The organism is Candidatus Eisenbacteria bacterium (assembly GCA_016235265.1).
Classification (GTDB): domain Bacteria; phylum Eisenbacteria; class RBG-16-71-46; order RBG-16-71-46; family JACRLI01; genus JACRLI01.
Genome location: JACRLI010000014.1, coordinates 97,150 through 118,987 on the forward strand (window position 1 = coordinate 97,150; position 21,838 = coordinate 118,987).

19 protein-coding genes are annotated in these 21,838 nt (G+C 70.9%); 11 read left to right on the plus strand and 8 right to left on the minus strand.

Features of this window, described 5'->3' with window-relative positions; genetic code table 11:
• Positions 1 to 94 precede the first annotated feature (94 nt).
• The 6 genes from HZB25_06980 (at position 95) to HZB25_07005 (ending at position 5,301) form a co-directional block, all read left to right on the plus strand.
• Complete coding sequence (locus tag HZB25_06980) at positions 95 to 415, plus strand: TusE/DsrC/DsvC family sulfur relay protein (GenBank protein MBI5836969.1); 321 nt, start codon at positions 95 to 97, stop codon at positions 413 to 415.
• Positions 416 to 420: 5 nt separating this feature from the next.
• Complete coding sequence (locus HZB25_06985; protein MBI5836970.1) at positions 421 to 1,041, plus strand: hypothetical protein; 621 nt, start codon at positions 421 to 423, stop codon at positions 1,039 to 1,041.
• A gap of 9 nt (positions 1,042 to 1,050) precedes the next feature.
• Positions 1,051 to 2,406, plus strand: a complete 1,356-nt coding sequence (locus HZB25_06990; GenBank protein ID MBI5836971.1) for a (Fe-S)-binding protein — start codon at positions 1,051 to 1,053, stop codon at positions 2,404 to 2,406.
• Positions 2,403 to 3,626, plus strand: coding sequence for an aminotransferase class V-fold PLP-dependent enzyme (locus tag HZB25_06995; GenBank protein MBI5836972.1), 1,224 nt, complete (start codon positions 2,403 to 2,405; stop codon positions 3,624 to 3,626). The genes HZB25_06990 and HZB25_06995 overlap by 4 nt, the downstream gene beginning before the upstream one ends.
• An 83-nt stretch (positions 3,627 to 3,709) precedes the next feature.
• Positions 3,710 to 4,822, plus strand: a complete 1,113-nt coding sequence (locus tag HZB25_07000) for a cysteine synthase family protein (GenBank protein MBI5836973.1) — start codon at positions 3,710 to 3,712, stop codon at positions 4,820 to 4,822.
• Positions 4,819 to 5,301, plus strand: coding sequence for a DUF4920 domain-containing protein (locus tag HZB25_07005; GenBank protein MBI5836974.1), 483 nt, complete (start codon positions 4,819 to 4,821; stop codon positions 5,299 to 5,301). Before HZB25_07000 ends, HZB25_07005 begins: the two co-directional genes overlap by 4 nt.
• Positions 5,302 to 5,455: 154 nt before the next feature.
• Here HZB25_07005 and HZB25_07010 read toward each other — a convergent pair whose 3' ends face one another.
• Entirely contained in the window at positions 5,456 to 6,622 is a 1,167-nt protein-coding gene (locus tag HZB25_07010) for a hypothetical protein (protein MBI5836975.1), read from the minus strand.
• A gap of 357 nt (positions 6,623 to 6,979) precedes the next feature.
• Between HZB25_07010 and HZB25_07015 the strand changes: the two genes are divergently transcribed.
• From HZB25_07015 to HZB25_07025, 3 genes are all read left to right on the plus strand, one after another.
• The gene (locus HZB25_07015) at positions 6,980 to 9,100 is read left to right on the plus strand and encodes a dehydrogenase E1 component subunit alpha/beta (protein MBI5836976.1); all 2,121 of its coding nucleotides are present in this window, start codon (positions 6,980 to 6,982) and stop codon (positions 9,098 to 9,100) included.
• Between the two features lie 241 nt (positions 9,101 to 9,341).
• The gene (gene ribA / locus HZB25_07020) at positions 9,342 to 10,001 is read left to right on the plus strand and encodes a GTP cyclohydrolase II (protein MBI5836977.1); all 660 of its coding nucleotides are present in this window, start codon (positions 9,342 to 9,344) and stop codon (positions 9,999 to 10,001) included.
• 208 nt (positions 10,002 to 10,209) lie between these two features.
• Positions 10,210 to 10,911: a hypothetical protein gene (locus HZB25_07025; protein ID MBI5836978.1), complete on the plus strand. Its 702-nt coding sequence runs from the start codon at positions 10,210 to 10,212 to the stop codon at positions 10,909 to 10,911.
• Between the two features lie 88 nt (positions 10,912 to 10,999).
• Here HZB25_07025 and HZB25_07030 read toward each other — a convergent pair whose 3' ends face one another.
• The 7 genes from HZB25_07030 to HZB25_07060 all read right to left on the minus strand — a co-directional run bounded on the left by HZB25_07030 (position 11,000) and on the right by HZB25_07060 (position 20,075).
• Positions 11,000 to 11,986, minus strand: coding sequence for a GDP-mannose 4,6-dehydratase (locus HZB25_07030; protein ID MBI5836979.1), 987 nt, complete (start codon positions 11,984 to 11,986; stop codon positions 11,000 to 11,002).
• Between the two features lie 63 nt (positions 11,987 to 12,049).
• Positions 12,050 to 12,415: a hypothetical protein gene (locus HZB25_07035; protein ID MBI5836980.1), complete on the minus strand. Its 366-nt coding sequence runs from the start codon at positions 12,413 to 12,415 to the stop codon at positions 12,050 to 12,052.
• Between the two features lie 28 nt (positions 12,416 to 12,443).
• The gene (locus HZB25_07040; protein ID MBI5836981.1) at positions 12,444 to 13,193 is read right to left on the minus strand and encodes a YjbH domain-containing protein; all 750 of its coding nucleotides are present in this window, start codon (positions 13,191 to 13,193) and stop codon (positions 12,444 to 12,446) included.
• Positions 13,190 to 14,560 (minus strand): YjbH domain-containing protein, encoded by a 1,371-nt coding sequence (locus HZB25_07045; GenBank protein MBI5836982.1) that lies wholly within the window; start codon positions 14,558 to 14,560, stop codon positions 13,190 to 13,192. The genes HZB25_07040 and HZB25_07045 overlap by 4 nt, the downstream gene beginning before the upstream one ends.
• Positions 14,557 to 16,545 carry a tetratricopeptide repeat protein gene (locus tag HZB25_07050; GenBank protein ID MBI5836983.1) on the minus strand — a complete coding sequence of 663 codons (1,989 nt, stop codon included), beginning with the start codon at positions 16,543 to 16,545 and terminating at the stop codon, positions 14,557 to 14,559. Before HZB25_07050 ends, HZB25_07045 begins: the two co-directional genes overlap by 4 nt.
• A complete protein-coding gene (locus HZB25_07055) occupies positions 16,532 to 18,580 on the minus strand; it encodes a hypothetical protein (GenBank protein ID MBI5836984.1) in 2,049 nt (682 codons plus the stop codon). The genes HZB25_07050 and HZB25_07055 overlap by 14 nt, the downstream gene beginning before the upstream one ends.
• Positions 18,570 to 20,075 (minus strand): HAD-IG family 5'-nucleotidase, encoded by a 1,506-nt coding sequence (locus HZB25_07060; GenBank protein ID MBI5836985.1) that lies wholly within the window; start codon positions 20,073 to 20,075, stop codon positions 18,570 to 18,572. The genes HZB25_07055 and HZB25_07060 overlap by 11 nt, the downstream gene beginning before the upstream one ends.
• A 15-nt stretch (positions 20,076 to 20,090) precedes the next feature.
• Between HZB25_07060 and HZB25_07065 the strand changes: the two genes are divergently transcribed.
• On the plus strand, positions 20,091 to 21,089 hold the full coding sequence (locus HZB25_07065) for a squalene/phytoene synthase family protein (protein ID MBI5836986.1): 999 nt from the start codon (positions 20,091 to 20,093) through the stop codon (positions 21,087 to 21,089).
• Positions 21,090 to 21,246: 157 nt separating this feature from the next.
• Complete coding sequence (locus HZB25_07070; GenBank protein MBI5836987.1) at positions 21,247 to 21,723, plus strand: MarR family transcriptional regulator; 477 nt, start codon at positions 21,247 to 21,249, stop codon at positions 21,721 to 21,723.
• Positions 21,724 to 21,838 lie beyond the last annotated feature (115 nt).

Sequence of the window (21,838 nt, forward strand, 5' to 3'; positions counted from 1 at the left end):
CCACATCGTCCATAATCCACGGTGAGCATCGGCCCGCCGCCCGGTATCCGGGCTGCCGGGCGCGGTTGGGTGGAGGTTTCCCCGGGGGGGATGCATGCCTGCGATCGAATTCTCCGGCAAACAACTGGAAGTCAACGAGGAAGGATTCCTGGTCCGCCCCGGGGAGTGGACCGAGGAACTGGCGCTGTTCCTGGCGAAGAGCGCCGAGGACCTCGACGCGCTCGGGGACGAGCACTGGGCGGTGATCCGCTTCATCCGCGGTCACTTCGAGGAACACGGCTCCGCGCCCATGGTCCGCTCCATCTGCAAGACCACCGGACTGCCGCTGAAGAGGGTCTACGAACTGTTCCCCTCGGGCCCCGCGCGCGGCGCGTGCAAGCTCGCCGGCCTGCCCAAGCCGGACGGCTGCGTGTAGCCGCCATGGCGCCGCCCCTGCAGATCGCGGTGCTGGTGAGCGGGGCGTGGGCCCTGGGGGCGCTGGCCACGGAAGTGCTGCGGTCCCGCGCCCGCGGGCGGCCGCGGTATTTCTCGAGACCCGCCGGGGATCCGCGCCGCGGCGTGCTCTACGCTTTCGGGCCCGGGATGTCACCCACCGCGAAGGAGAGCACCCGCGAGAACCTGCCGGCGTGGGTCGCGGGGGTGGCGTATCACCTGGGCATCTTCGCCTCGCTCGCACTCCTGGCAGTGCATGTCGCAGGTGCCGGGCCCGCAGGATGGCCGCTGCGCGTGTTCCGGGCCGTGGCCGCCGTGGGCGCGCTGGCCGGCGCCGCGCTGCTGGCGAAGCGCCTGGCCGACTCCCGCCTGCGGCGCCTGAGCGTGCCCGATGATCTCCTGGCGAACATCCTGTGCACCGGCCTCTCGGCGCTGACCTCCGCCCGCGCCCCGGGCGCCCCGGTCGAGCCGCTGTGGCTCGCGTGGGGCACGGCGCTGCTGCTGTACATCCCGCTGGGCAAGATCCGGCACTGTTTCTTCTTCTTCACCACCCGCGCCTTCATGGGCGCGCACTTCGGGCGGCGGGGCACGTTCCCGCCGCCGGCGTAGGGGGGCGCCGTGGCCACGCACAAGGACGCGCTGGATGAGCGGCTGGAGCGGCTCACGCCGGAGGACTTCCGGCGCGGCCTGCGGGCGTTTTCCGCGAAGATCCGCGAAGCCGAGTCCTCGTGGCTCCAGACATGCGTGCGCTGCGGCCTGTGCGCCGACTCGTGCCACTACTTTCGGGCCGACGGCGAGCTGGAGTCCATCCCCGCGTACAAGCTGGAGCTGGCGGCCTCGGTGTTCCGCCGCAACTTCACGGCCGCGGGCCGCCTGGCGCCCGCGCTGGTGGGGGCGCGCTCCCTGGATAAGGAAATGGCACGCCGGTGGATCGAGGCGATCTTCGGCCGGTGTTCCCTGTGCGGGCGGTGCAGCCTGAACTGCACCACCGGCGTGCACATCGCCGGAGTGCTCCGCGCGGCGCGCGGGGCGCTGGCCGAGATGGGACTGGTGCCCGACGACCTGCAGGCCACGGTGGACCTGAGCCTCTCCACGGGCAACAACATGGGCATCACCCGGCAGGACTGGCTCGACACGGTGGAGTGGATCGGGGAGGAGCTGCGAACCGAGACGGGCGATCCCGCGGCCGGCATCCCCGTGGACAAGACCGGGGCGAAGGTACTGTTCACGGTGAACCCGCGGGAGCCGAAGTTCTACCCGCTGTCGCTGCAGGCCAGCGCGGCGGTGTTCCACGCGGCGGGCGAGGACTGGACCGTGGCCAGCGAGGGCTGGGACCTCACCAACTACGGGCTGTTCACGGGCAACGTGGAGCAGGGTCGGGCGATCTCGGAGAACCTGGTGCGGTCCATGGAACGGCTGGGCTGCCGGACGCTGGTGATCGGCGAATGTGGCCACGGCTTCGCCGCGGCCCGCTGGGAGGCGCCCGAGTGGCGCCAGGAGGGCTACCGTTTCGAGGTGCGCAGCTTCCTCGAAGTCATGGAGGATTATCTCCTCGAGGGGCGCATCCGCGTGGACCGGTCGCGGCACCCGGGGAAGGTCACGCTCCACGACCCCTGCAACCTGGTGCGCAGCGGTGGGGTGTCCGAGCCCCAGCGCACGGTGTTGCGCAGGACGGTGACGCGCCTGGTGGAGATGAGCCCCTGCGGCCGGGAGAACTTCTGCTGCGGCGGTGGCGGTGGGCAGCTGTCCATGGCCCGCTTCCGGGCGAAGCGCCTCCAGGCCGGCTCGGTGAAGGCGGAGCAGATCCGGAAGACCGGCGCGGCCACGGTGGTGGCCCCGTGCCACAACTGCATCGACCAGTTGATGGAGTTGAACCGGGAGTACAAGCTCGGGGTGGCCATCAAGACCGTGGCGGAGATGGTGGCGGACGCCCTGATCCGGCCTGCGTGCGCAGGCATGAGAGGTGAAGCATGAACCCAGTTGCGAGCAATCCCCACGACATCCGATGTCCCGTGGACACACCCCCGGCCGGCCTGATCTACCTCGACAACGGCGCCACTTCCTTCCCCAAGCCGCCCGGCGTGTACACCTTCATGGACCATTTCTACCGGCACGCCGGGGTGAACCCCGGCCGCTCCGGCTATGACCTGTGCCTGGAGTCCGGCCACCTGGTGGAGGACACGCGCAAGCTGCTCACGGAGTTCTTCCACGGCAGCGATCCCAACCGGCTGGTGTTCGGCCACAACGCCACCGACGCGCTGAACCTGGCCATCTTCGGGCTGCTGCAGCCCGGGGACCACGCCGTCACCACGCGCCTGGAGCACAACTCCTCGCTGCGGCCACTGTGGCACCTTCAGGCGAGCGGCGTGGAAGTGGACTGGGTGGACTTCGACGACCGCGGCTACGTGGACCCCGGGGAAGTGATTGCGAAGCTCCGTCCCACCACCCGAGCCGTGGTGGTGAACCACGCCTCGAACGTGACCGGCACGGTGCAGCCAGCCGGGGAGATCGGCCGCGCGTGCCGGGCGCGGGGCATCCCCATGGTGCTCGACGTGTCGCAGACCGCGGGCATGGTGCCGGTGGACGTGGAGGCGCTGGGAGCCGGGGTGGTGTGCTTCACCGGCCACAAGTCCCTGATGGGCCCGATGGGCACCGGCGGCATGTACGTGGCCGAAGGGGTGGAGTTGCGGCACACGCGCGCCGGGGGCACCGGGGTGCGCAGCGCGCAGCGCTTTCACTTGGACGAGTACCCCTACCGCATGGAATACGGCACCCCCAACCTTCCGGGAATCGCCGGGCTGCACGCCGGCGTGATGTGGGTGATGGAACAGGGCCTCGGGAACCTGCACCGCCGCGAAATGGCGCTGTGGACGAGGCTGCGGGACGGCCTGCGGGAGATCGAGGGCGTGACGCTGTACTGCCAGGACTCCGCGCAGGACCGGATCAGCGTGCTGCTGTTCAACGTGGACGGCCTGGAGGCGCTGGACACCGGCACGATGCTCGACGTGGACTACAACATCGCCTGCCGCACCGGGCTGCACTGCGCGCCGATGGTGCACGAGCGCCTGGGCACCGACAAGATCCACGGCGCGGTGCGCATGGGCATCGGCCCGTTCAATACGCCGGAGCACATGGACGTGGCCATCCGGGCGGTGCGCGAGATCGCGGAATCGCGCCGCGGACGGAAGGGTTGAGGACTTCGATCCCCGGGCTGTCGACCCCCGGCCTGTCAGCCCCCGGGCTGGCCGAACGGCCCGCGCCGGGCTATGCTCCCGCCATGTCAACCGTGGCCGCGCTGGATCCCCAGCTCCAGGAACGCTTCAAGAGCCTCGGGCGGCTCATCGGCAACACGCCCCTGCTGGCCGTCGACGTGCGCCTCCGCGGCATCCTCCGCACCGTCTACTGCAAGTCCGAGCAGCTCAACATGACCGGCAGCATCAAGGACCGTATGGCGCTGCACATCCTGGAATGCGCCTACCGCGAAGGGCGGATCCGCCCGGGCGACACCATCGTGGAGGCCACCAGCGGCAACACCGGAATCTCGTTCGCCGCGCTGGGCCGCGCGCTCGGCCACCCCGTGGTGATCTACATGCCCGACTGGATGAGCCGCGAGCGCGTGGACCTGATCCGCAGCTACGGCGCGCACGTGGTGCCGGTCACCCGCGAGCAGGGCGGGTTCGTGGGCAGCATCCGCATGGCCGAGGACCTGGCTTCGAGCGACGACCACGTGTTCCTGCCCCGCCAGTTTTCCAACGAGGCCAACGTGCAGGCGCACGAACTCACCACCGGCCCCGAGATCTGGTGGCAGCTCCAGTTCCACGGCCTGGCGCCGGACGCGTTCGTGGCCGGCATCGGCACCGGGGGCACGGTCATGGGCGTGGGCCGGTGCCTGCGGGCCCTCCGGCCCGGCATCCGGGTGCACCCGCTCGAGCCCATGGAGAGCCCCACGCTGCGCACCGGGCATAAGTGCGGCCAGCACCGCATCCAGGGCATCTCCGACGAGTTCATCCCCGACATCGTGGATCTCGCCGGGCTGGATTCCGTGGTGGACGTGTCCGACGGCGACGCCATCCGGATGTCGCAGGCGCTGGCGTCCCGGCTGGGGCTGGCGGTGGGCATCTCCTCGGGCGCCAACTTCCTCGGCGCGCTCAAGGTGCAGGAGGAGCTCGGCGCCGGGGCCGTGGTGGCCACCGTGTTCCCCGACGACAACAAGAAGTACCTGAGCACCGCCCTGCTGGGGGAGGAGCCCGTGAAATCCGGGCACCTCGCGCCGGAGGTGGAGCTGACCGGGCTCCGGGTATTCAAGCGTGTTTGTCACACGTGCTGCGAGGCGGAGGGCTGTCCGCAGCGCGACTTCCCACAGGGTTCCAACGAAGGAGGCAGGCCGTGAAGTCCATCAAGTGGGTGGCGGCGGGAGTGCTCGTGGCGGCGCTGGCCGGTTGCGCCACGAAGGTGCGGGCGCAGGAGACCCAGGCCTCGGTGCCCGAGGCGAAGACCCCCGAGAGCGGACAGACCGGCCCGCTGGCGGTGGGCGCGAAGATCACTGTGAAGGCCCCGGTGAGCATCTCCAGGCTCGCCGCGAATCCCGCGAAGTTCTCGGGAAAGACCGTGCGGCTGGAAGGCACCGTGAAAGCCGTGTGCCAGGGCCGCGGCTGCTGGGTGGAAGTGGAGTCCGGCGGCAAGAGCTTCATGGCCCGCAGCCTCGACGAGACGGTGCTCCTGCCCAAGGACTGCGCCGGACGGAAGATCGTGGTGCAGGGCGTGGTGAAGCAGCTCCCGCAGGAAGCCATGGAAGAGCCCGCACCGAAGGACCACGTCTGCCCCAAGCCCAAGTACGTGGTCGCGACCCAGGGCGCCATCCTCTTGTAGGGCAGCAGATGCAGGGCCGGCATTCATGCCTGCCGACATCGCGAGGGGGCGGCCGCCGGCCGCCCCCTCTTCGAATTCCCCTGCCAGGCGGACACATACGGAAAGGGCGGCCCCGAAGGACCGCCCCGTTCCGGAGACTGCTGCCTGCGTCGTCCTACTGGTACCAGCGCCGCGTGTCGGTCGCCATCATCCGCCGCGGGCTCAACGTGACGCCCGGGATGGCCAGTTCGCCGTACACCGTGCACACCGAGACCGTCTCGTTGGTGGGCGTGATGGTCACGTACACCGGCTGACAGGTGTCGGGCTCCACGGGCGTCATGAGCGTGCCGGCGATGGTGGCCACGATGACGTTGTTCTTGCGGATGTCACCTTCCACGTGGGCGCTGTCGTTGCCCGCGCCTTCGGGGTCCATGTAGATGTTGGTGATGTACAGGTTGTTGGCCCACGAGTTGTTGGCATAGGTGTGGGAGCCGAGGAAGTCCACGCCCGTGAGCTCCACGTTGCTGTCATTCAGGATGTCGCCGGTGGTGTGCAGGCGCAAGGTCAGGTTCTCGGTGACTCCCTGGCGCCGGGCGTTGATGTCGAAGGCCAGCGTGTAGACGTGGTTCACGCCGTCCAGCGTGAGCGCGACGCTGGTGTAGATCACCGCCGGAATGTCCAGGCTCACGGCCACACTGGAGAGCTGCAGCGACGCGGTCACGGAGAGCGAGTACTCCAGCGTGGCGATCAGGCCCGGCGTGGCGCCCTGCAGCGGGTGCCAGTTGTACATGCGGATCTTCAGGCCCACCGGGATGGTGTCGGTGCTGGCGTCCAGCCCCGAGCCGGTGCGCAGGTAGCCATAGTGGACATCCTTGATGGTGATGGAGTCGGAGTCCGCCGGCACCGACATGTTGGCCATGATCAGCCGCAGGTAGGTCGTGGGCGCCGCCGAGGAGAACACCAACGTGTCGCCGACCACGCGGTAGGTGCCGGTGGGCAGCGTGAGCTGGGTGTTCGGCTTGGAGGAGCGGCGCGCCTGGATGCCGCGTACGGCTTCCAGCGAGGCGCGGGGGTCCCGCGGGGAGCGCAGCAGCTGCGGAATGCCCAGGCCGCCCAGGTTCAACAGCCCGGTGAACGCGGGGTTGTTGAGCATGGCGAAGGCGTCGTTGTTGGTGATGTCGGCCACCGTGCTCATGATGACCGCGTTGGCCGTGATGACCTCGGCCTTGCCGACCGGCCCGTTGTTGTTGTTGTTGTTCGAGCTGCCGCAACCCGACATGGCCGCCAGGGCCAGGACGGACGCAGCGAGCACCGCGAGAATGGGGAGCGTGAACCGCTTCATGAGGGCAGCCTCCTTCCGGTGGAACTTCTGCGACCAGGGCCGAATCCGGCCCCGGATTCCAGTCATCCGGTGGTCTTGCTACCGGGGGTCCGGGAAAAGCCGCATGGATAGTAGCACGAACCGGGTCGGGGCTACGAATCCCGCGCAGCCGCGACGGCGGTCCCGAATCTAATCCTTGGGGGCGCGGAATGGCCCGCGACGCCGGGGCGGACGTTGACTTGGGCCGCCTGGATCACCCATAATTGCAGCAATCCGAACGAGATCGGCCGCCTGAAACCCATTCGATCCCGGCACTTCGCTCCCGCGGGGGCGCCGGCCGCGCACCACCACCCCGAAACCCCAGAGAGGCGACCCGGCATGCTGCAGCAACGGCAGGCGGAGAAGACCCACGGCCTGGACCGCGAGCAGGTTCTGAGGGCCTACCGGACCATGGTCCTGTCCCGCCGGGTGGACGACAAGGAGATCCAGCTCAAGGCCCAGAGCAAGGTGTTCTTCCAGATCAACGGCGTGGGGCACGAGGCGGTGCTGGCGGCGGCCTCGATGGTGCTTCGTCCAGGCCACGACTGGTTCCTGCCGTACTACCGCGACCGCGCGCTGGTGCTGGGCCTGGGAGTGACGCCCAGGGAGATCTTTCTCGCCTCGGTGGGCGCGGAGGCCGACCCCGCCTCCGGGGGGCGCCAGATGCCCTCGCACTGGGGGCACCGCCGGCTGCACATCGTGTCCAAGAGCTCCTGCACCGGCACGCAGTTCCTGCAGGCCTGCGGCCTGGCCGAGGCGGGCGTGTACATCTCGGAGACCCCGGGCATCGAGGGCGTGACCCAGGTGCAGCCGGACGAACTGGTGTACGTCTCGGTGGGCGAGGGCGCGTGCTCCGAGGGGGAGTTCTGGGAGGGGCTCAACACCGCGGCGAACCGGAAGCTGCCGGTGCTGTTCATGATCGAGGATAACGGCTACGCCATCTCGGTGCCCAGCGAGGTCCAGTACGCGGGTGGAAACGTCTCCCGGCTGCTTGAGGGCTATCGCAAGGTCGGCGTGCACATCGTGGAGGTGGACGGCACCGACTTCTTCGCCAGCCACGCCGCGCTGCGCGAGGCGGCCGCGCACGTCCGCGAGCGCCGGGGCCCGGCGCTGATCCACGCGCACGTGATCCGGCCCTACTCGCACTCGCTCTCCGACGACGAGTCGCTCTACCGCACCAAGACCGAGCGCGAGGCGGAGCAGAAACGCGACCCGCTGGCGCGGATGCGCGCGCACCTGCTGGAGGAGGGGCTGGCCACCGAGGAGGAAATCGAGGCCCTGCACGCCGCCGTGGACGCGGAGGTTGCCCGCGCCGCCGACGAGGCGGTGGCCTCGCCACAGCCGCCGAAGAGCACCGCCGGCTGGGCGGTGTTCTCGCCCGAGATGGATCCCCGCTCCGACACCTTCCGCACCGAGCCCGCCTTCGGGGAAGGCACCAAGGAGGTCACGATGGTGGACCTCCTCAACCGCTGCCTGCGCGACGAGATGGCGCGCGACCCGCGCATCCTGGTGTTCGGCGAGGACGTCGCCGATGCCACGCGCGAGGACACGCTCAAGGAGGTGGCGGGCAAGGGCGGGGTGTTCCGTGTCACCCACAGGCTGCAGAAGGAGTTCGGCGGCCGCAGGGTGTTCAACTCGCCGCTGGCCGAGGCCAACATCATCGGGCGCGCCATCGGCATGGCACTGCGCGGGCTCAAGCCGGTGGTCGAAATCCAGTTCATGGACTACATCTGGCCGGCGATGATGCAGTTGCGCAACGAGCTGGGCTACATGCGCTACCGCTCGGGCAACCACTGGAAGTGCCCGGTGGTGGTGCGGGTGGCCTCCGGGGGCTACCTGCACGGTGGCGCGCCCTACCACAGCCAGTCGGGCGAGGCGCTCTTCGCGCACTGTCCCGGGCTGCGCGTGGTGATGCCCTCGACGGCGCTGGACGCCAACGGGCTGTTGCGCACCGCCATCCGCTGCGACGACCCGGTGATCTTCTGCGAGCCGAAGCACCTCTACCGCCAGGTGCACAACAAGGGCCGCTATCCCGGCCCGGAGTACATGGTGCCCTTCGGCGCCGCGCGGCGCGTGCGGGAGGGCGACACGATGACCGTGGTCAGCTACGGGTCCACGGTGTACCGCGCATGGCAGGCGGCGCGCACGCTGCAGTCCGAGGAGATCTCCCTGGACCTGCTGGACCTGCGCACCATCGTGCCCTACGACTGGGACTCCATCGCGGAGTCCGTGCGGCGCACCCACCGCGCGCTGGTGGTGCACGAGGACGCGCTGTCCTTCGGCGTGGGCGCGGAGATCGCGGCGCGGATCGGCTCGGAGTTGTTCGAGTTCCTGGACGCCCCGGTGGAGCGGGTCGGGGCCATGGACTGCCCGGTGGCGTACGCGCCGGACCTCGAGGACGAGATCCTGCCGCAGACCTCCGACATCGTGGCCGCGGCGCGGCGGGTCGCGGCCTACTGACGGCCCGGGGGCGGCACCGCCGATTCGGGCCCGTGCCTGCCGCGCTCCCCCGGTGCCTGCCCGCCCCTGAGGTGTCTGTATCGTTACGTGCCGACCTTCCCCCGCCCCGAAACGGGCTGCCGTCTCCCGCATCTAAACCCACAGCAGAGATGGTGAGAATCGGGCTGATCCCCACGGGCTGGGGACGCCGCTACGGCCCCACGCATCTTCCCGGCCGCGCTTCCGAAAGGTCCCCGCACCCATGAAAGCCCAGTCGCAGACCGCGCTTGCGACGCCGCCCTGGCCGGTGGCGCGCGTGGCGCGCGTGCACCTGCCCAGTGAATTCGGAGATTTCCGCCTTTACGGATACGAGTCCCCGCGCGACGGCAAGGAACACCTGGCCATCGTGAAGGAGCCGGTGCGTGCGGTGAAGAACGCCCCGTGGCTGGTGCGCATCCACTCCGAGTGCCTCACCGGCGACGTGCTCGGCTCGCACCGCTGCGATTGCGGACCGCAGCTGGAGATGGCGCTGCGCCGCATCGAGGCGGAAGGCCGCGGCGTGGTGGTGTACCTGCGCCAGGAGGGGCGCGGCATCGGGCTGCTGAACAAGCTGCGCGCCTACGCGCTGCAGGAGCGCGGGCTGGACACGGTGGACGCCAACGAGCGGCTGGGCTTCCCGGCCGACGGACGCGAGTACGGGCCCGCGGCGGGCATCCTGTCCGACCTGGGAATCCGAAAGGTGCGCCTGCTCAGCAACAATCCCCGGAAGATCGAGGGGCTCGAGCGCCACGGGATCCAGGTGGTCTCGCGCGAGCCGATCGAGGTTTCGCCCACGATGGCCAACGCCCGTTACCTGTTCACCAAGCGCGCCCGCATGGGTCACCTGCTGGAGCTCAAGCGCGCCGGTTCGCTGCAGGCTTGAGCCCGCGGCTGGCAGGCCGTGCGCCGGGTGGCGCCGGCCGCCTGGTGATCACGGCACGCGGGCTGCGTGTCCCGGCCCGCGTGCACGCCGCAGGCACCACTTGCCACCCGCGCCCGATTTCCTAGACTCTCGCCCGGACCGTCCCGCGGTCCGGGCTTTTCACGGGCCGCCGCGCGGCGGCCGGACGGGGGGCATCCCCGGAGGACGAATGGGCTTTCTGCGTCTCAAGCTTCCCCTGGTCGAGAAGCGGCAGGACACACCCGACGTGTGGACGCTGCGCATGGACCTCTCGGGCAGCCCGATGGAATACAAGGCCGGCCAGTTCGTGGAGGTGGGCTTTCCCGACGAGGAGTTGCACCGGGCCTTCTCGATCTCGTCATCCCCCAGCGAGCCCGGGCGGCTGGACGTCACCGTGCGGCGGCTCTCGGACGGCCGGCTCTCCCCGAGGCTGTGCGACGCCCCGGTGGGGCAGGTGCTCGACGTGAAGGGCCCATTCGGGGTCTTCACCTACGCGCCGGGGGCGTTCCACGACCTGCTCCTGATCGCCGGTGGCACCGGGGTGGCGCCATTCCGCGCCATGATCCGGCTGATCGAGGACTCCGGCGGCACCGAGCGCATCCGCCTCATGTACAGCGCGCGCACGCCCGAGGACATCATCTACCGCGAGGAGCTGGACCGCTGGGTGAAGTCGGGCCGGATCGAGCTGTTCCTCACCGCCACGCGCGGCGCCGGCCCGGCGTGGCCGCACCGCACCGGGCGCTTCCCGAAGGAGGCGGTCCTGGAGGCCGCCCGCGGGCTGGATCCCATGTGCTTCCTGTGCGGGCCGAAGCCGATGCTGCTCGAGGCCCAGTCCTGGCTGCTGGAGACGGGCCTGGACCGCAAGCGGGTGAAGCGCGAAGCGTGGGGCTGATCCTGCGCCCGCCGCCACGGGGAACAAGGAAGAAGGCCACTCCCGCGGGAGTGGCCTTCGTGGCTTCGGGTCCGGCGATCGAGGCGGGTCAGGCCGTCGCGCTTGCGATCTGGCCGTTGCGCACCGCGAGCAGCGTGATTTCCAGCAACTGCTCGAGGCTGACTTCCGGACGATAACCCACGGCGGCCTGGATCTTCTCCAGGCTGGGCACCCGGCGGGCCATGTCCTCGAAGTGCGGGCCGTAGACCTCGCGGTAGGGGACATACATGATGCGCGAGCGGCTGTCCACCATCTGGAGGATCCGCTGGGCCAGCCCCAGGATGGACACCTCCTCGTCGTTGCCGATGTTGTAGACCTGCCCCGCGGTGACCTCCGAGTCGGCCAGCAGCAGCACACCGCGCACCACGTCGCCGACGTAGGAGAAGCAGCGGGTCTGGGAACCGTCGCCGTGGACCGGGACGGCCTCCCCGCGCAGCGCGCGGTTCAGGAAGGTGGGAATGACCATTCCGTAGGCATCCGACTGCCGGGGGCCGCAGGTGTTGAAGCAGCGCACCACGGTGACCGGGAGGTGCCGCTCGTACGAGTAGGCCATGGCCATGAACTCGTCGGCGGCCTTGCCGCAGGCGTAGCTCCACCGGAGCACCCCGGTGGCGCCGAGCACCAGGTCGTCGTCCTCGTGGAACGGCACCCGGGCGCCCTTGCCGTACACTTCGGAACTGGAGAAGATCACCGTGCGCAGGTTGCGCGCGGAGGCGGCCTCGAGCACCACCTCGGTGCCCGTGAGGTTGGTCATGAGGGAGCGGAGCGGCTCCTCCATGATCTTGCGCACGCCCACGGCCGCGGCCAGGTGGAAGATCCGGTCCACGCCCGACGCCAGGCGGGACACGCACTCGCGGTCCGTGACCGTGCCGCGCACGAAGTGGAACTTCGGATCCCCGATGCAGCCGCCCAGGTTCTCCATGCGCCCGGTCGAGAGGTCGTCCAGGGCCCAGACCTCGTCGCCGCGTGCCAGCAGGCTTTCCACAAGGTGGGACCCGATGAAGCCGGCCCCACCCGTCACCAATACGCGCATCATTCGTTCCTCATTTGGTCGTTCCAGCCAGGTACGCTTCCCCGAGTTCGCCGGGGCCGCGGCGAATTAGCGACCTGCGGTCGCGCCGCCAGCGTGGTGGCACTGCGCGATGCACGCGAGGCGGTCCGCCTCGATGGCCGCCAGGGCAGCCTGGAAGCGCGAGTTCTCCGCCGTGATCTTGGCCGGGTCGCCCTTGGCGAGGAAGATAAGGACATTGTGGACCTTCTGCTGCTGGAACACACGCTGTGCCGCTGCAGTGTTGCAGGCTGCGATGCACTCGTCCACCGTGCCTGCCGCGTTGAGCGCGACCTTGCTGGCCGGGTCTGTGACCTGGCGGCAGGAGATGGCGGTAAGCGACAACAGGATCATTCCCGCGGCGAGGAGGATGATCAGGCGGGGGGACCGACCAGCGGAGCCAAACGAGAGTGTCATGACGGTGCCTCCTCGGTGAAACCGGTTGTTATAGATTCACGCTCAAGCCGAAACCCCCGGAGAGGTCCCGCGCATGGAGCCACACCAGCCGCCCCGTGATGCCCAGGGGCCCGCGTGCCTTAAGCCCCAAGTTCCACTTCTCCGAATCGTACTCCGCGCCGCACGCGATCCGGTCCAGGGCCCACACGTCCACCGCGCCGAACGCTCCGTCCAGCGTGACATTCGTGCGCTTGCCGAACACCGGGCCCGCGTAGCCCGCATCGGCCCGGAACCGCAGCGGTCCCAGCGGGATGCCGCGGCCCACGACCACGTAGGCGGTGTGAAAGCGACGCGTGCCCTCCAGGTCCTCGATCCCCACCGTGACATCCGGCATGGATCGCGAAGCCCGAAGCAGTTGCACCTTCACGCTGACCATCCGGTCGGAGTCGGTCAGGCGCGAGGCTGAATCCACATCCGAGAACGCGATGAACCCCGGCAGCGCCGTGACCCGGAGGCCGATTTCGACGCGCGAGAGGAACCCGAGGGTGGCGAAGTATACATCGTTACGATACTCGCCCCGCCGGTCGTAGGCCCACCGCTTTGGAACAGAATTATAGCCGAATTCGAGCTTTCCGTCCCCCAAAAGTTCTGCGCCCGGCACATTCCAATGGCCCGAAAGCCCGCTCATCGAGGCCTGGCTGGCGGCCCGGTCCGGCGTGCCGGCCATGCCGAGGGCCAGCGCTCCGGCGAGGGCCAGCAGGGCCATGGCGGGCCGGGGGGCCCGGGCGGTGGATTTCACGGCTCGAGCCCTCCCTGTCCCTGCCAAACGTGGAGATAACCGGCAATCCAGGAGTCCCATTGGGCTCGGATGGAGCTGGGCCAGAGATCATCCAGCAACGCCGCGCGCAGCCTGGAATTCACCGGCTGGGCTTCGAAGGGGGCCTCTTCGGTGCGGTATTCGGCCGGGAACGCGGGCGGGGCGTCCAGACGCAACTTGTTGGGCCGCAACCTTATGGCTGGTGGCAGCGGCAAGCTCAACCGCAACCCGCCATAGTGTTTGGATTCCGCCTGGACCACGAAGAACCCGACCTCCACCTGGTGAAAGCGGCGCGCCATCTCTGCCCTCACCGCGTAGGCGCCGGTGCCCGAGCCGGCAGTGGCCCCGAACAGGTAGCGTCCCCCGCGCACCGAGAACGCCAGGTCAGGACTGCCCGGCCGATAGGTCGCGCCGCCGGAGAACGTGACCCGGGTGAGCCCGGAGTAGGTCATTTCCGGGCGGAAGGCCAGCGAGCCGGTGAGGTCGGCCGAGACGTCGAGGTAGAAGCTCCGCCCGGCCGTCATGCCGGCCCCGGCGGAAAACCCGTAGCGGTTCACGCCGAAGTAGCCTGCCGAGAAGGAACCCAGGACGTGGCTTCCGAGCCGGTGAAACTGGAACAGCGCCGCCTCTCCGAGGCGGCTCTGGTGATAGTCCGGGTGCAGCCCGTCGGGCGGGATGTCGTTGCCGTGAGCCCATGGGAACGCCCAGCTGGCCCGCAGCAGCGCGCCCTTCCAGGGCTGGGTGCTGATCTCGGGGCCGATCTCCAGGTGGTAGGTGAACGGCTGGTCAATGTGCCCGAACTGGCTGTCCAAGGTCACGCGCGGCCCCACGTCGAAGCGCATGCGGGCGCGGGAGCGCGCGGGTGGCCCGGGTGGCCCGCCTGCGGCGAGCCACGCCTCCACGTCGAGGTCCGGCAGCGGCTCGCACTCGATGCGGTCGGCGAACACCTCCGGAGCGAGGGTGCCGCGGGCCAGCGCTCCCACGTCTTCGGGGAGGAACCGGAGCCGGGCCACGGGCAGGCCCTGGCGCAGCAGGATCAGTTCGCAGTCCCGGGAGGCGTCCTGCCCCGCGAGGACCGCGGCCACGACGCCGAGGGCGAACGCCGGGTCCCGGAAGCGGCGGTTCTCGAGGACGACCCGCAGGCCCGCGGCTGCGGCGGACGCGCCGGCGCCGGGGGCCGCCGCCACGCGGACCTCCTCGAATCCCAGCGCCACGAGGCGGTCCACGAGGACATTCGCGCCCATCGCCTCCGGGGGCCCGTCCGCCACCGCGGCCTGGGACCGCGCCGGTGGGGGCGCCGCCGCCACGGCCAGGGCGCAGGCCAGCCACAGGCAGGGGATCGCCCTCACCGGACCGCTCCCGGGGGGGCGAGGTCGCGGAGCTTCGGCCAGGTCTGCGCCGCCTTTCCCAGCGCGACCTCCAAGGCGTCGCCGACGCTGTCGTGCGCGGCGAATCGCGCCGCCGCCGCTCCGAAGAACGCGCGCGCCGCGACCTCCGCGCCCTTGCCGCCGCGCGCGCCGTGCTCGGCGATGTCCTCCAGCGCCGCGGCCGCGCCGGAGCCATCGTCATCCACCCGCAGCGCGTTCCGGAAGGCGGTGTCCGCCGAGTCCGCGCCCGAGCACGCCAGGGCCAGCGCCATGTTGTAGGCCGCGACGCGCGACCGCGGATCGATCTTCGTCGCCTGACGCGAGGCCAGCACGGACTGCCCATAGTCCCCGCGGCGGAACCGGATCCAGCCCAGCAGCGTCCACCGCTCCGGGTCGTGCATTCCCACCGGGTCGGCGAGCGCCCGGTACGCGGCGTCGTCGGCCTCGTCGAAGCGGCCCATGCGGGTGAGGATCTGGGCCCTCATGAAGAACCCCGCGGGCAGCTCGCCCAGGGCCTGGCCGCGGCGGGAGGCGTCCAGGGCCCGGGCATCGCGGCCCAGGTCGAAGTAGGTCCGGGACAGAGAGAACCACGGCCGCGGCCGGCGGGCGTCGAGAATCGCCGAATAGCGCGACTGCTCCGCGGACATCTCGAGCAGTCGCGCACGCGCCGTGTCCGGGGCCCCGGTCAAGGTGGTGAGGTAGTAGTAGGCATCCGCCAGGTTGTCGCGCATGCTCGGATCTCCCGGGCAGGTGCGCACCCCGGCTTCCATGAGCGCGGGCATCGAAGCCCACTTCTGCCCGCCCACCAGGAACCCGGCCGCGGCCGCGGCCACCAGGCCCCCCCACGCGAGTCCGCGCAGCGCCTCCTGCCACGGCAGGCGCGAAAGCCGCTCCGCCCACAACGGCAGGAGGAACATGCTGGGGATGTAGGTGAGCCGCTCGGCCGGCATCCCGATGATGCAGGATGCACCCAGGATAGCCCAGGCCAGCGCCCAGGCCGCCCGCGCGCCGCGCCCCGGCAGGGTGAAGAGCGCGAGCGCCGCCGCGACGGCCCAAACCGCGATCGCGGTCACGCCGGGAACGGAGAGGTGCGGATACTGCGTGATGCCGAGCCTCGGGGGCCAGGGCAGGAGCAGGATGCTCGAGGCCAGCCCGAAGGTGGTGAGGAAGGGCTCTACTCCCGCCCAGGCCGCGTGCGGGCGCCCCGCCAGCACCAGCCGGGCGGCCGTGAAGCCGGCCGCGGCCGGCACGACCGAGGCCAGCGAGCGGATCCACGAATCGCGCCGCCATCCCGAGGCCCACTCATGGGCCAGGATCACCACCGGCATGGCGAACCCCACTTCCTTGGAGAACGCCGCCCCCGCGCCGGCCACCACCATGCCGGCCAGGTTCAGCGCCCCCGGCCCGCGATCGCGACGGTGGCGCGCGCAGAAGAACAGCTGCAGCAGCCCGAACCCGCCCGCCAGCAGGTCGGTGCGCCCGGCGATGAACAGCACGCTCTCGTTGTGCGCGGGCCACGCCGCGAACAGGGTCGCGCCGGCCAGCGCCACCCCCGCCGCCAGCCCCAGCTCCGCGAGCGTCAGTCCCAGCAGGCCGCAGGTGAGCGCATAGAGCAGCGAGTTCACGCCGTGGTAGCCCTCGCTTCGCAGTCCCCCGGCGGCGTAGTTCAGGATGTAGGTGACGGTGGTCACCGGCCGGTAGTAGTCGAACCGCTCCCGGCTCGGCGGATCCATGTTCCAGAACGGGCGCGTGAACGCCGCGGGCACGTTGCGCAGTCGGTGCGTGAAGGTGTCCCCGGCCAGCAGGTTGATGTCGTCCCACACCAGCGGCCAGCGCAGGGCGGGCAGCGAGAGCAGGAGCGCCAGCAGGAAGGGCGCGAAGAACAGCGTCCGGCGCCCGGGGCGGCCCAGCCACCCGGGGAGCGAGGGCCCGGCGGCGGCCCGGGTGCTGCCCCTATCGCGCTCCATTCGACGTCGCCTCCAGGCGGGCCAGGTCCGGCCAGGTCGTCTTCGCGCGCGCCAGCGCCTCGCGCAGCCGCGGCACCAGGCCCGGGGACAGGGCCCCGGGCGCCGATCCCGCGAGCCCCGCGGTTTCCAGGAACACCCGCGCCACCTCGCCCGCGCGCGGCCCGCCGCCCGCGCCGTGCTCCGCGATGTCGGCAAGCGCGGCGGCGGCCTGCGATCCGTCGGGGTCGCGCGCCAGCGCCTCGCGGTAGGCGGCGCGCGCGGCGTCCAAGTGTCCCGCGCAGCCCAGCGCCAACGCCCGGTTGTAGGCTGCCACGGAGTGGCCCGGCGCGAGGGCCAACGCCCCGGCCGAGGCCCGCGCGGACTCCTCGAAGCGCCGTTGGCGGAACTGGATCCATCCCAGCTCCACCCAGCGCTCCGGGTCGCCGCGGCCCGTCGGACCCCGCATGGATTGGAACACGCACGACTCGGCCTCCGCAAGGCGGCCCAGCCGCGTGTAGGACTGGGCGAGCACGAAGCGCGCCGCCGGTTCCTCCCGGATCTTCAGCCCGCGCACCAGCAGGGCCACGGCCACGGAATCGTGCCCCAGCTGCGCCTCGTGCCGTCCCAGCCGGTACCACGAGTAGGACAGGTTGGGGTCGATCGCCAGCGAGAGGTTCGCGTGGCGCACCGACAGGCTCCGGAGGCGCTCCCGGGTGGAGTCCGCGAGGTCCGGCCGGTTCGCGCGCAGATCGTAGAGGCTGGCCAGGTCGCCGTGGACCACCGCGTCCTGCGGAGCCTCGCGCACCAGGTGGCGGTAGAGCCCGATGTCGTCCGACCACACCTGCCCCGCCAACACGAAGCCGGCCGATCCCAGCGCCACGGCCGCGGCGCACGCCGCCGCCCGGGCGGGCGCGGGCCAGGGCAGGCGCGACAATCTCCATGCCGCCAGCGGCAGGAACGCCAGCGTGGGCACGTAGAGCATGCGGCTGGCGGGCACCCCGATGGCGCAGCCGGGGGCCAGCAGCAGCCAGGTTGCCAGCCAGGCGGCGCGCTCCCCCCGGCGGGGCAGGAGCAGCCATCCCGCGACGAAGAACAGGGTCCACGCGATCACCGCCGCCAGCGGCGGGCGGCCGAAATCCGTCGGCACGAATCGCTGGTTCAGGAACAGCGGCCAGGGGGCCAGCAGCGTGCGGGTCTCGATCATCAGCGTGGCGAACATGTGCATCGGCGGGGGGTAGGCGGAGATCGTGCGGTGCTCGAGCGCCAGTGTGCGCAGCCCCGCGGCGGCGGCCACCGGAACCCCGGCGGCCAACAGCCGGGCGGCCACGCGCGCGGCCCCCGCGCCGGCCACGTTTGCCCGCGGCGCGGTCCACTCGTAGAGCAGCAGCGCCGCCGGGCCCACGTAGCCCAGCTCCTTCGAGAACGCCGCACCCGCGGAGCACGCGGCGAGCCCGGCCAGCATTCCGGGGGAGAGCCGCGCCGCCCGCCGCTCCCGGGCCCAGGCACCCAGGGCCAGCAGCAGGAACAGCCCCACCAGCAGGTCGGTGCGGCCCGAGATGAAATCCACGTTCTCGTTGTGCGGCGGCCACGCCGCGAACAGCGCCCCCGCGGCCAGCGCCACGCCGGCCCCCAGGCCCAGCTCGGCCGCCAGCAGCGCCAGCAGCCCGGCGGTGCCCGCGTAGATCGCGGAGTTCACCAGGTGGTAGGGCCCGCTCCAGGGGCCCGAGAGCGCGTAGTTGACGATGTAGGTCACGGTGGTCAGCGGGCGGTAGTAGTCGAAGTACTCGGGGCCGCCCGGCTTGGCCGCCCAGAAGCTGCGAAGAAAGGCCGCGGGCACGTTCCCGAGCCGGTGGACAAAAGGGTCCCCGGGGATGAGCAGCACATCGTCCCACAACATGGGGCCCTGCGCCGCCGGCAGGCTCACCAGCAGCGCCAGCGCGGCGGGCAATGCGAAGACCAGCCAGCGCGGGGGAGATTGCCACCAGGGCGCCGGGACCCCTGCCCGGCGCTCGGCGGGACGCCCGGACCCGGCGGCCCCGGTGGGGCTACATCTCATGCGGCATGAGCCCCACGGGGGATCGGAAGTAGAAGTTGGACGGGTAGTGCAGGAAGTTGCTCACGCGCGAGGTGTACAGGCACGCGAAGTCCTTGAGCTGGTGACCAAAGCGCGTGATTTCGTTGTCCTCGCGGAATACCGAGCCCCAGTGGCGGTTGTAGGCGTTGCTGCACTTGCGCCCCAGCACGTCAATCTCGGAAGTGTGGCGCGCCAGCTCCTCGCGCAGCGCGCCCATGTTCCGGCGCAGCGCCTCCAGCCGGGTGCGGCGCCGCGCGGCCTTGGCCTCCGACGCGCCGGGGTCGGTGAGCGCCAGCGCGCGGAACTCGCGCTCGGCCGCGGCGCGGCGCAGCTCCACCCGGTCGCGCGCGTCGATGAGCGCCGCCAGCTGTTTGAGGTCCTCGGCGATGGTCCCGGTGACGCCGACCTCCGCCTCCACCTCCGGCACGATCATGGCGGTGCGCCAGCCCAGGGAGCGCTTGGAGCGCAGGATGTCGCCGTAGGTGTGGTCGCCGAAGTACAGGACGCGGTCGCCGGCGGCGTCCAGGATCTTCTGGAGAAACGCGGCGTCCCCGCCGCTGTAGGCCGGCACGCCGAACTGCTCCTCGAGGTGGCGGGGCGCACCCGGCCCGTCCGGCGGGTGAAGTCCCTGCACGTGGTTGGCCCCCGAGAGGAAGTAGCCGGGCTTGCCGGCGTCCACCACGATGAGATCGAAGAACTCGCGCCAGTTCCGGCGCCCCGTCTCCGCCGGCGGGAGCAGGTACGACATCAGTGCGTCGGTGTAGTACAGTTCCGAGTTGGTGAGCAGGAACAGCTTCCGGCCGCTGCGGCGGAAGTCCTCCAGCGTGGGGGCCAGCAGCGGGTCGCGTCGCAGGAACTTCTCCGGCGAGCCGACGATGGGCGTCTTGATGGCGCCGTCGCCGTGCGCCCGGTCGATCATGGCGCGCACGTCGCCGTACACGGTGGAGTAGTCCAGGTCGCAGCGACCTTCCTTCTGCTCCAGGAACTCCACCAGGCACATGAACAGGTACACCTCGGGCAGGTGGAACAGCGTGTCCACCGAGACGTGGGTGGTGTGCGCCAGGTGGAACTTCTGGGCGCGATAGATCTCCCGCCGCGCCTGCGTGCCGAGCCGCTGCCGGCCGTGAAAGCCGCGGGCCACGAAGTTGAAGTAGTCCATCTTGAGCACGTTGCCGCGGTCGCGGTCCACCACCAGGCCGCGGATCACGTAGGCCGGGTCGTATCGGAAGTTGCGGATCTCGGGCGGGTAGTTGCGCTCGGTCACCAGCTTGTCGAGGGTGGCCTCGAAGGCCAGCTTTTCCACCGGCAGCGGGTCGTAGTGGGCCAGGGTATGGTCCAGGTCGAACCCGATGGCGGACACCGAGGAGAAACGCAGGTTGCGGTTCACGTACACCCGCTCGGCGCGGGGCACCGCAGGCGGCGAGAATCGGCTGTGCGAGGCGCGCGGTCGGTTCCGGGTCGGGCGATCAGAGGTCACCGGGGCCATCCTTTCATGCGAACGATGAAGATACCACAGCCGTGGACGGCGGAGGAGGTGCGCGCCGCGCACGCGGTGACCTCCGCGGGACGGCCCTACCTGTACCTGGCCTCGCGGCTGCTGGCCGACCCGCTGCCGCGCACGGCATTCGAGGTGGCCTACGCCTCCATGCGCGGTGTGGATGACGCCGTGGACGAGCGCGCCGCGGGAGCCGGCGGGACCGAACTGCGCGCCGGAGTGACCCGCTGGCTGGAGCGGGCGCGCGCCGCCCGCCGCGGCGAGCGGGGGACCGGTGACGTGATGCAGGGCGCGCTGGCCACGCTCTTCCGCGTGTGCGAGCTGCCCTTCGAGCCCTGGGAGCGGTTGGGGGCGGCGCTGCTGGAGGACCTGAGCCGCGACGGCTTCGAGACGCTCGAGGAGTTCCTGGCCTACTCCGAGGGCGTGGCCGTGGGCCCGGGCCGGCTCTTCGCCATGCTGATGAGTTCCACGTCCGCCGGGGGCCGCCACGTGCCTCATCCCGCTTCGCATCACCCCGCCTTCGCCGAGCTGGCGCGGTTCACCTACCTGGTGCACGGACTGCGCGACCTGGCCCGCGACCTCGAAGGGCCCATGCGGGGCACGGCCCTGGCGCCCCGCGCCGAGCTGCGCGCCGCGGGGCTGGATCCGTCGGCCCTCACCACCGGCCCGGCCGCCGCCCGGAACGCCTGGGTGCTTTCCGTGGCCGGTCGCGCCCGGGCCATCCGCCGGCGCGCCGGGGATCCCTGGCGGCTCCCCGGCCAGGAGATGCCGCCCGGGGCGGCCTTCGTGCTGGCGTTCCTGGTGTCGCTCTACGAGCGCCAGTTGGGCCGCATCGAATCCCGGGGGGGCGACGTGTTCTCCGACTCCCACCGGATGGGCTCCGGGGACGTCCTGGACGCTGCACAACTCACTGTCTCCCAATACCATGGCGCTCCGGAAGACTGGCGCGAGCGCCTCCAGGCGGAGCTGGGGGACGGGGCCGCTCCGCGCGCCTGAACCGGCCCTCGTCGCGGCGCCGCATTCCCTCCGGATCCCCGGCTCCCCGGCAGCTCCCGCCCTCCGAGACTCCTCCCGGCGGTCTTCCTGGAATCCCCCGCGTACCCCCGGCATCCAAATATGTGTTGCAACACATAACTGAGAGAGGGCCCAGATCATGGGTGAAGTGTTGGCGAGGCGACTGAAGCAGACCCGGTTCGAGTCCAGCCACCAGGAGGTGCTCCTGAATCTGCTGGTGGCCGCGGACTACCTGAAGGCGTGTGTGATGCGGGCGCTCCCCGGGGACGGACTCAGCGTTTCGCAGTACAACGTGCTTCGCATCCTGAGGGGGGCCGGCCCGGAGGGGCGCACCCGCTGCGAGATCGCCGTGCGGATGCTCGACCGCAACCCCGACGTGACGCGCACCCTGGACCGACTGGACGCCGCCGGCATGGTACAGCGGTGTCCCGGCACCCTGGACCGGCGCACCACGGTCTCGCGCATCACCGCGAAGGGGCTGGGCGCGGTGGATGCCATTGACGGCCCGATGCGCCGCGAGACGCGCCGCGTCATGGGCAGGCTCACCGAGGCCGAGCGCTTCGAGTTGAGCCGCCTGGTCGAGAAGCTCTACGGCCCGGACCTGGAAGCTGATTGAAATGTCGCACGGCGCCCGCGCATGGCGGCGTGCGAAGTGAATTCAACATGTCCGGGAGGCGCCGCGCCTCCCGGATCCCCCGAGACCCGGGACCCACAGCGAAAGGAATGTCACT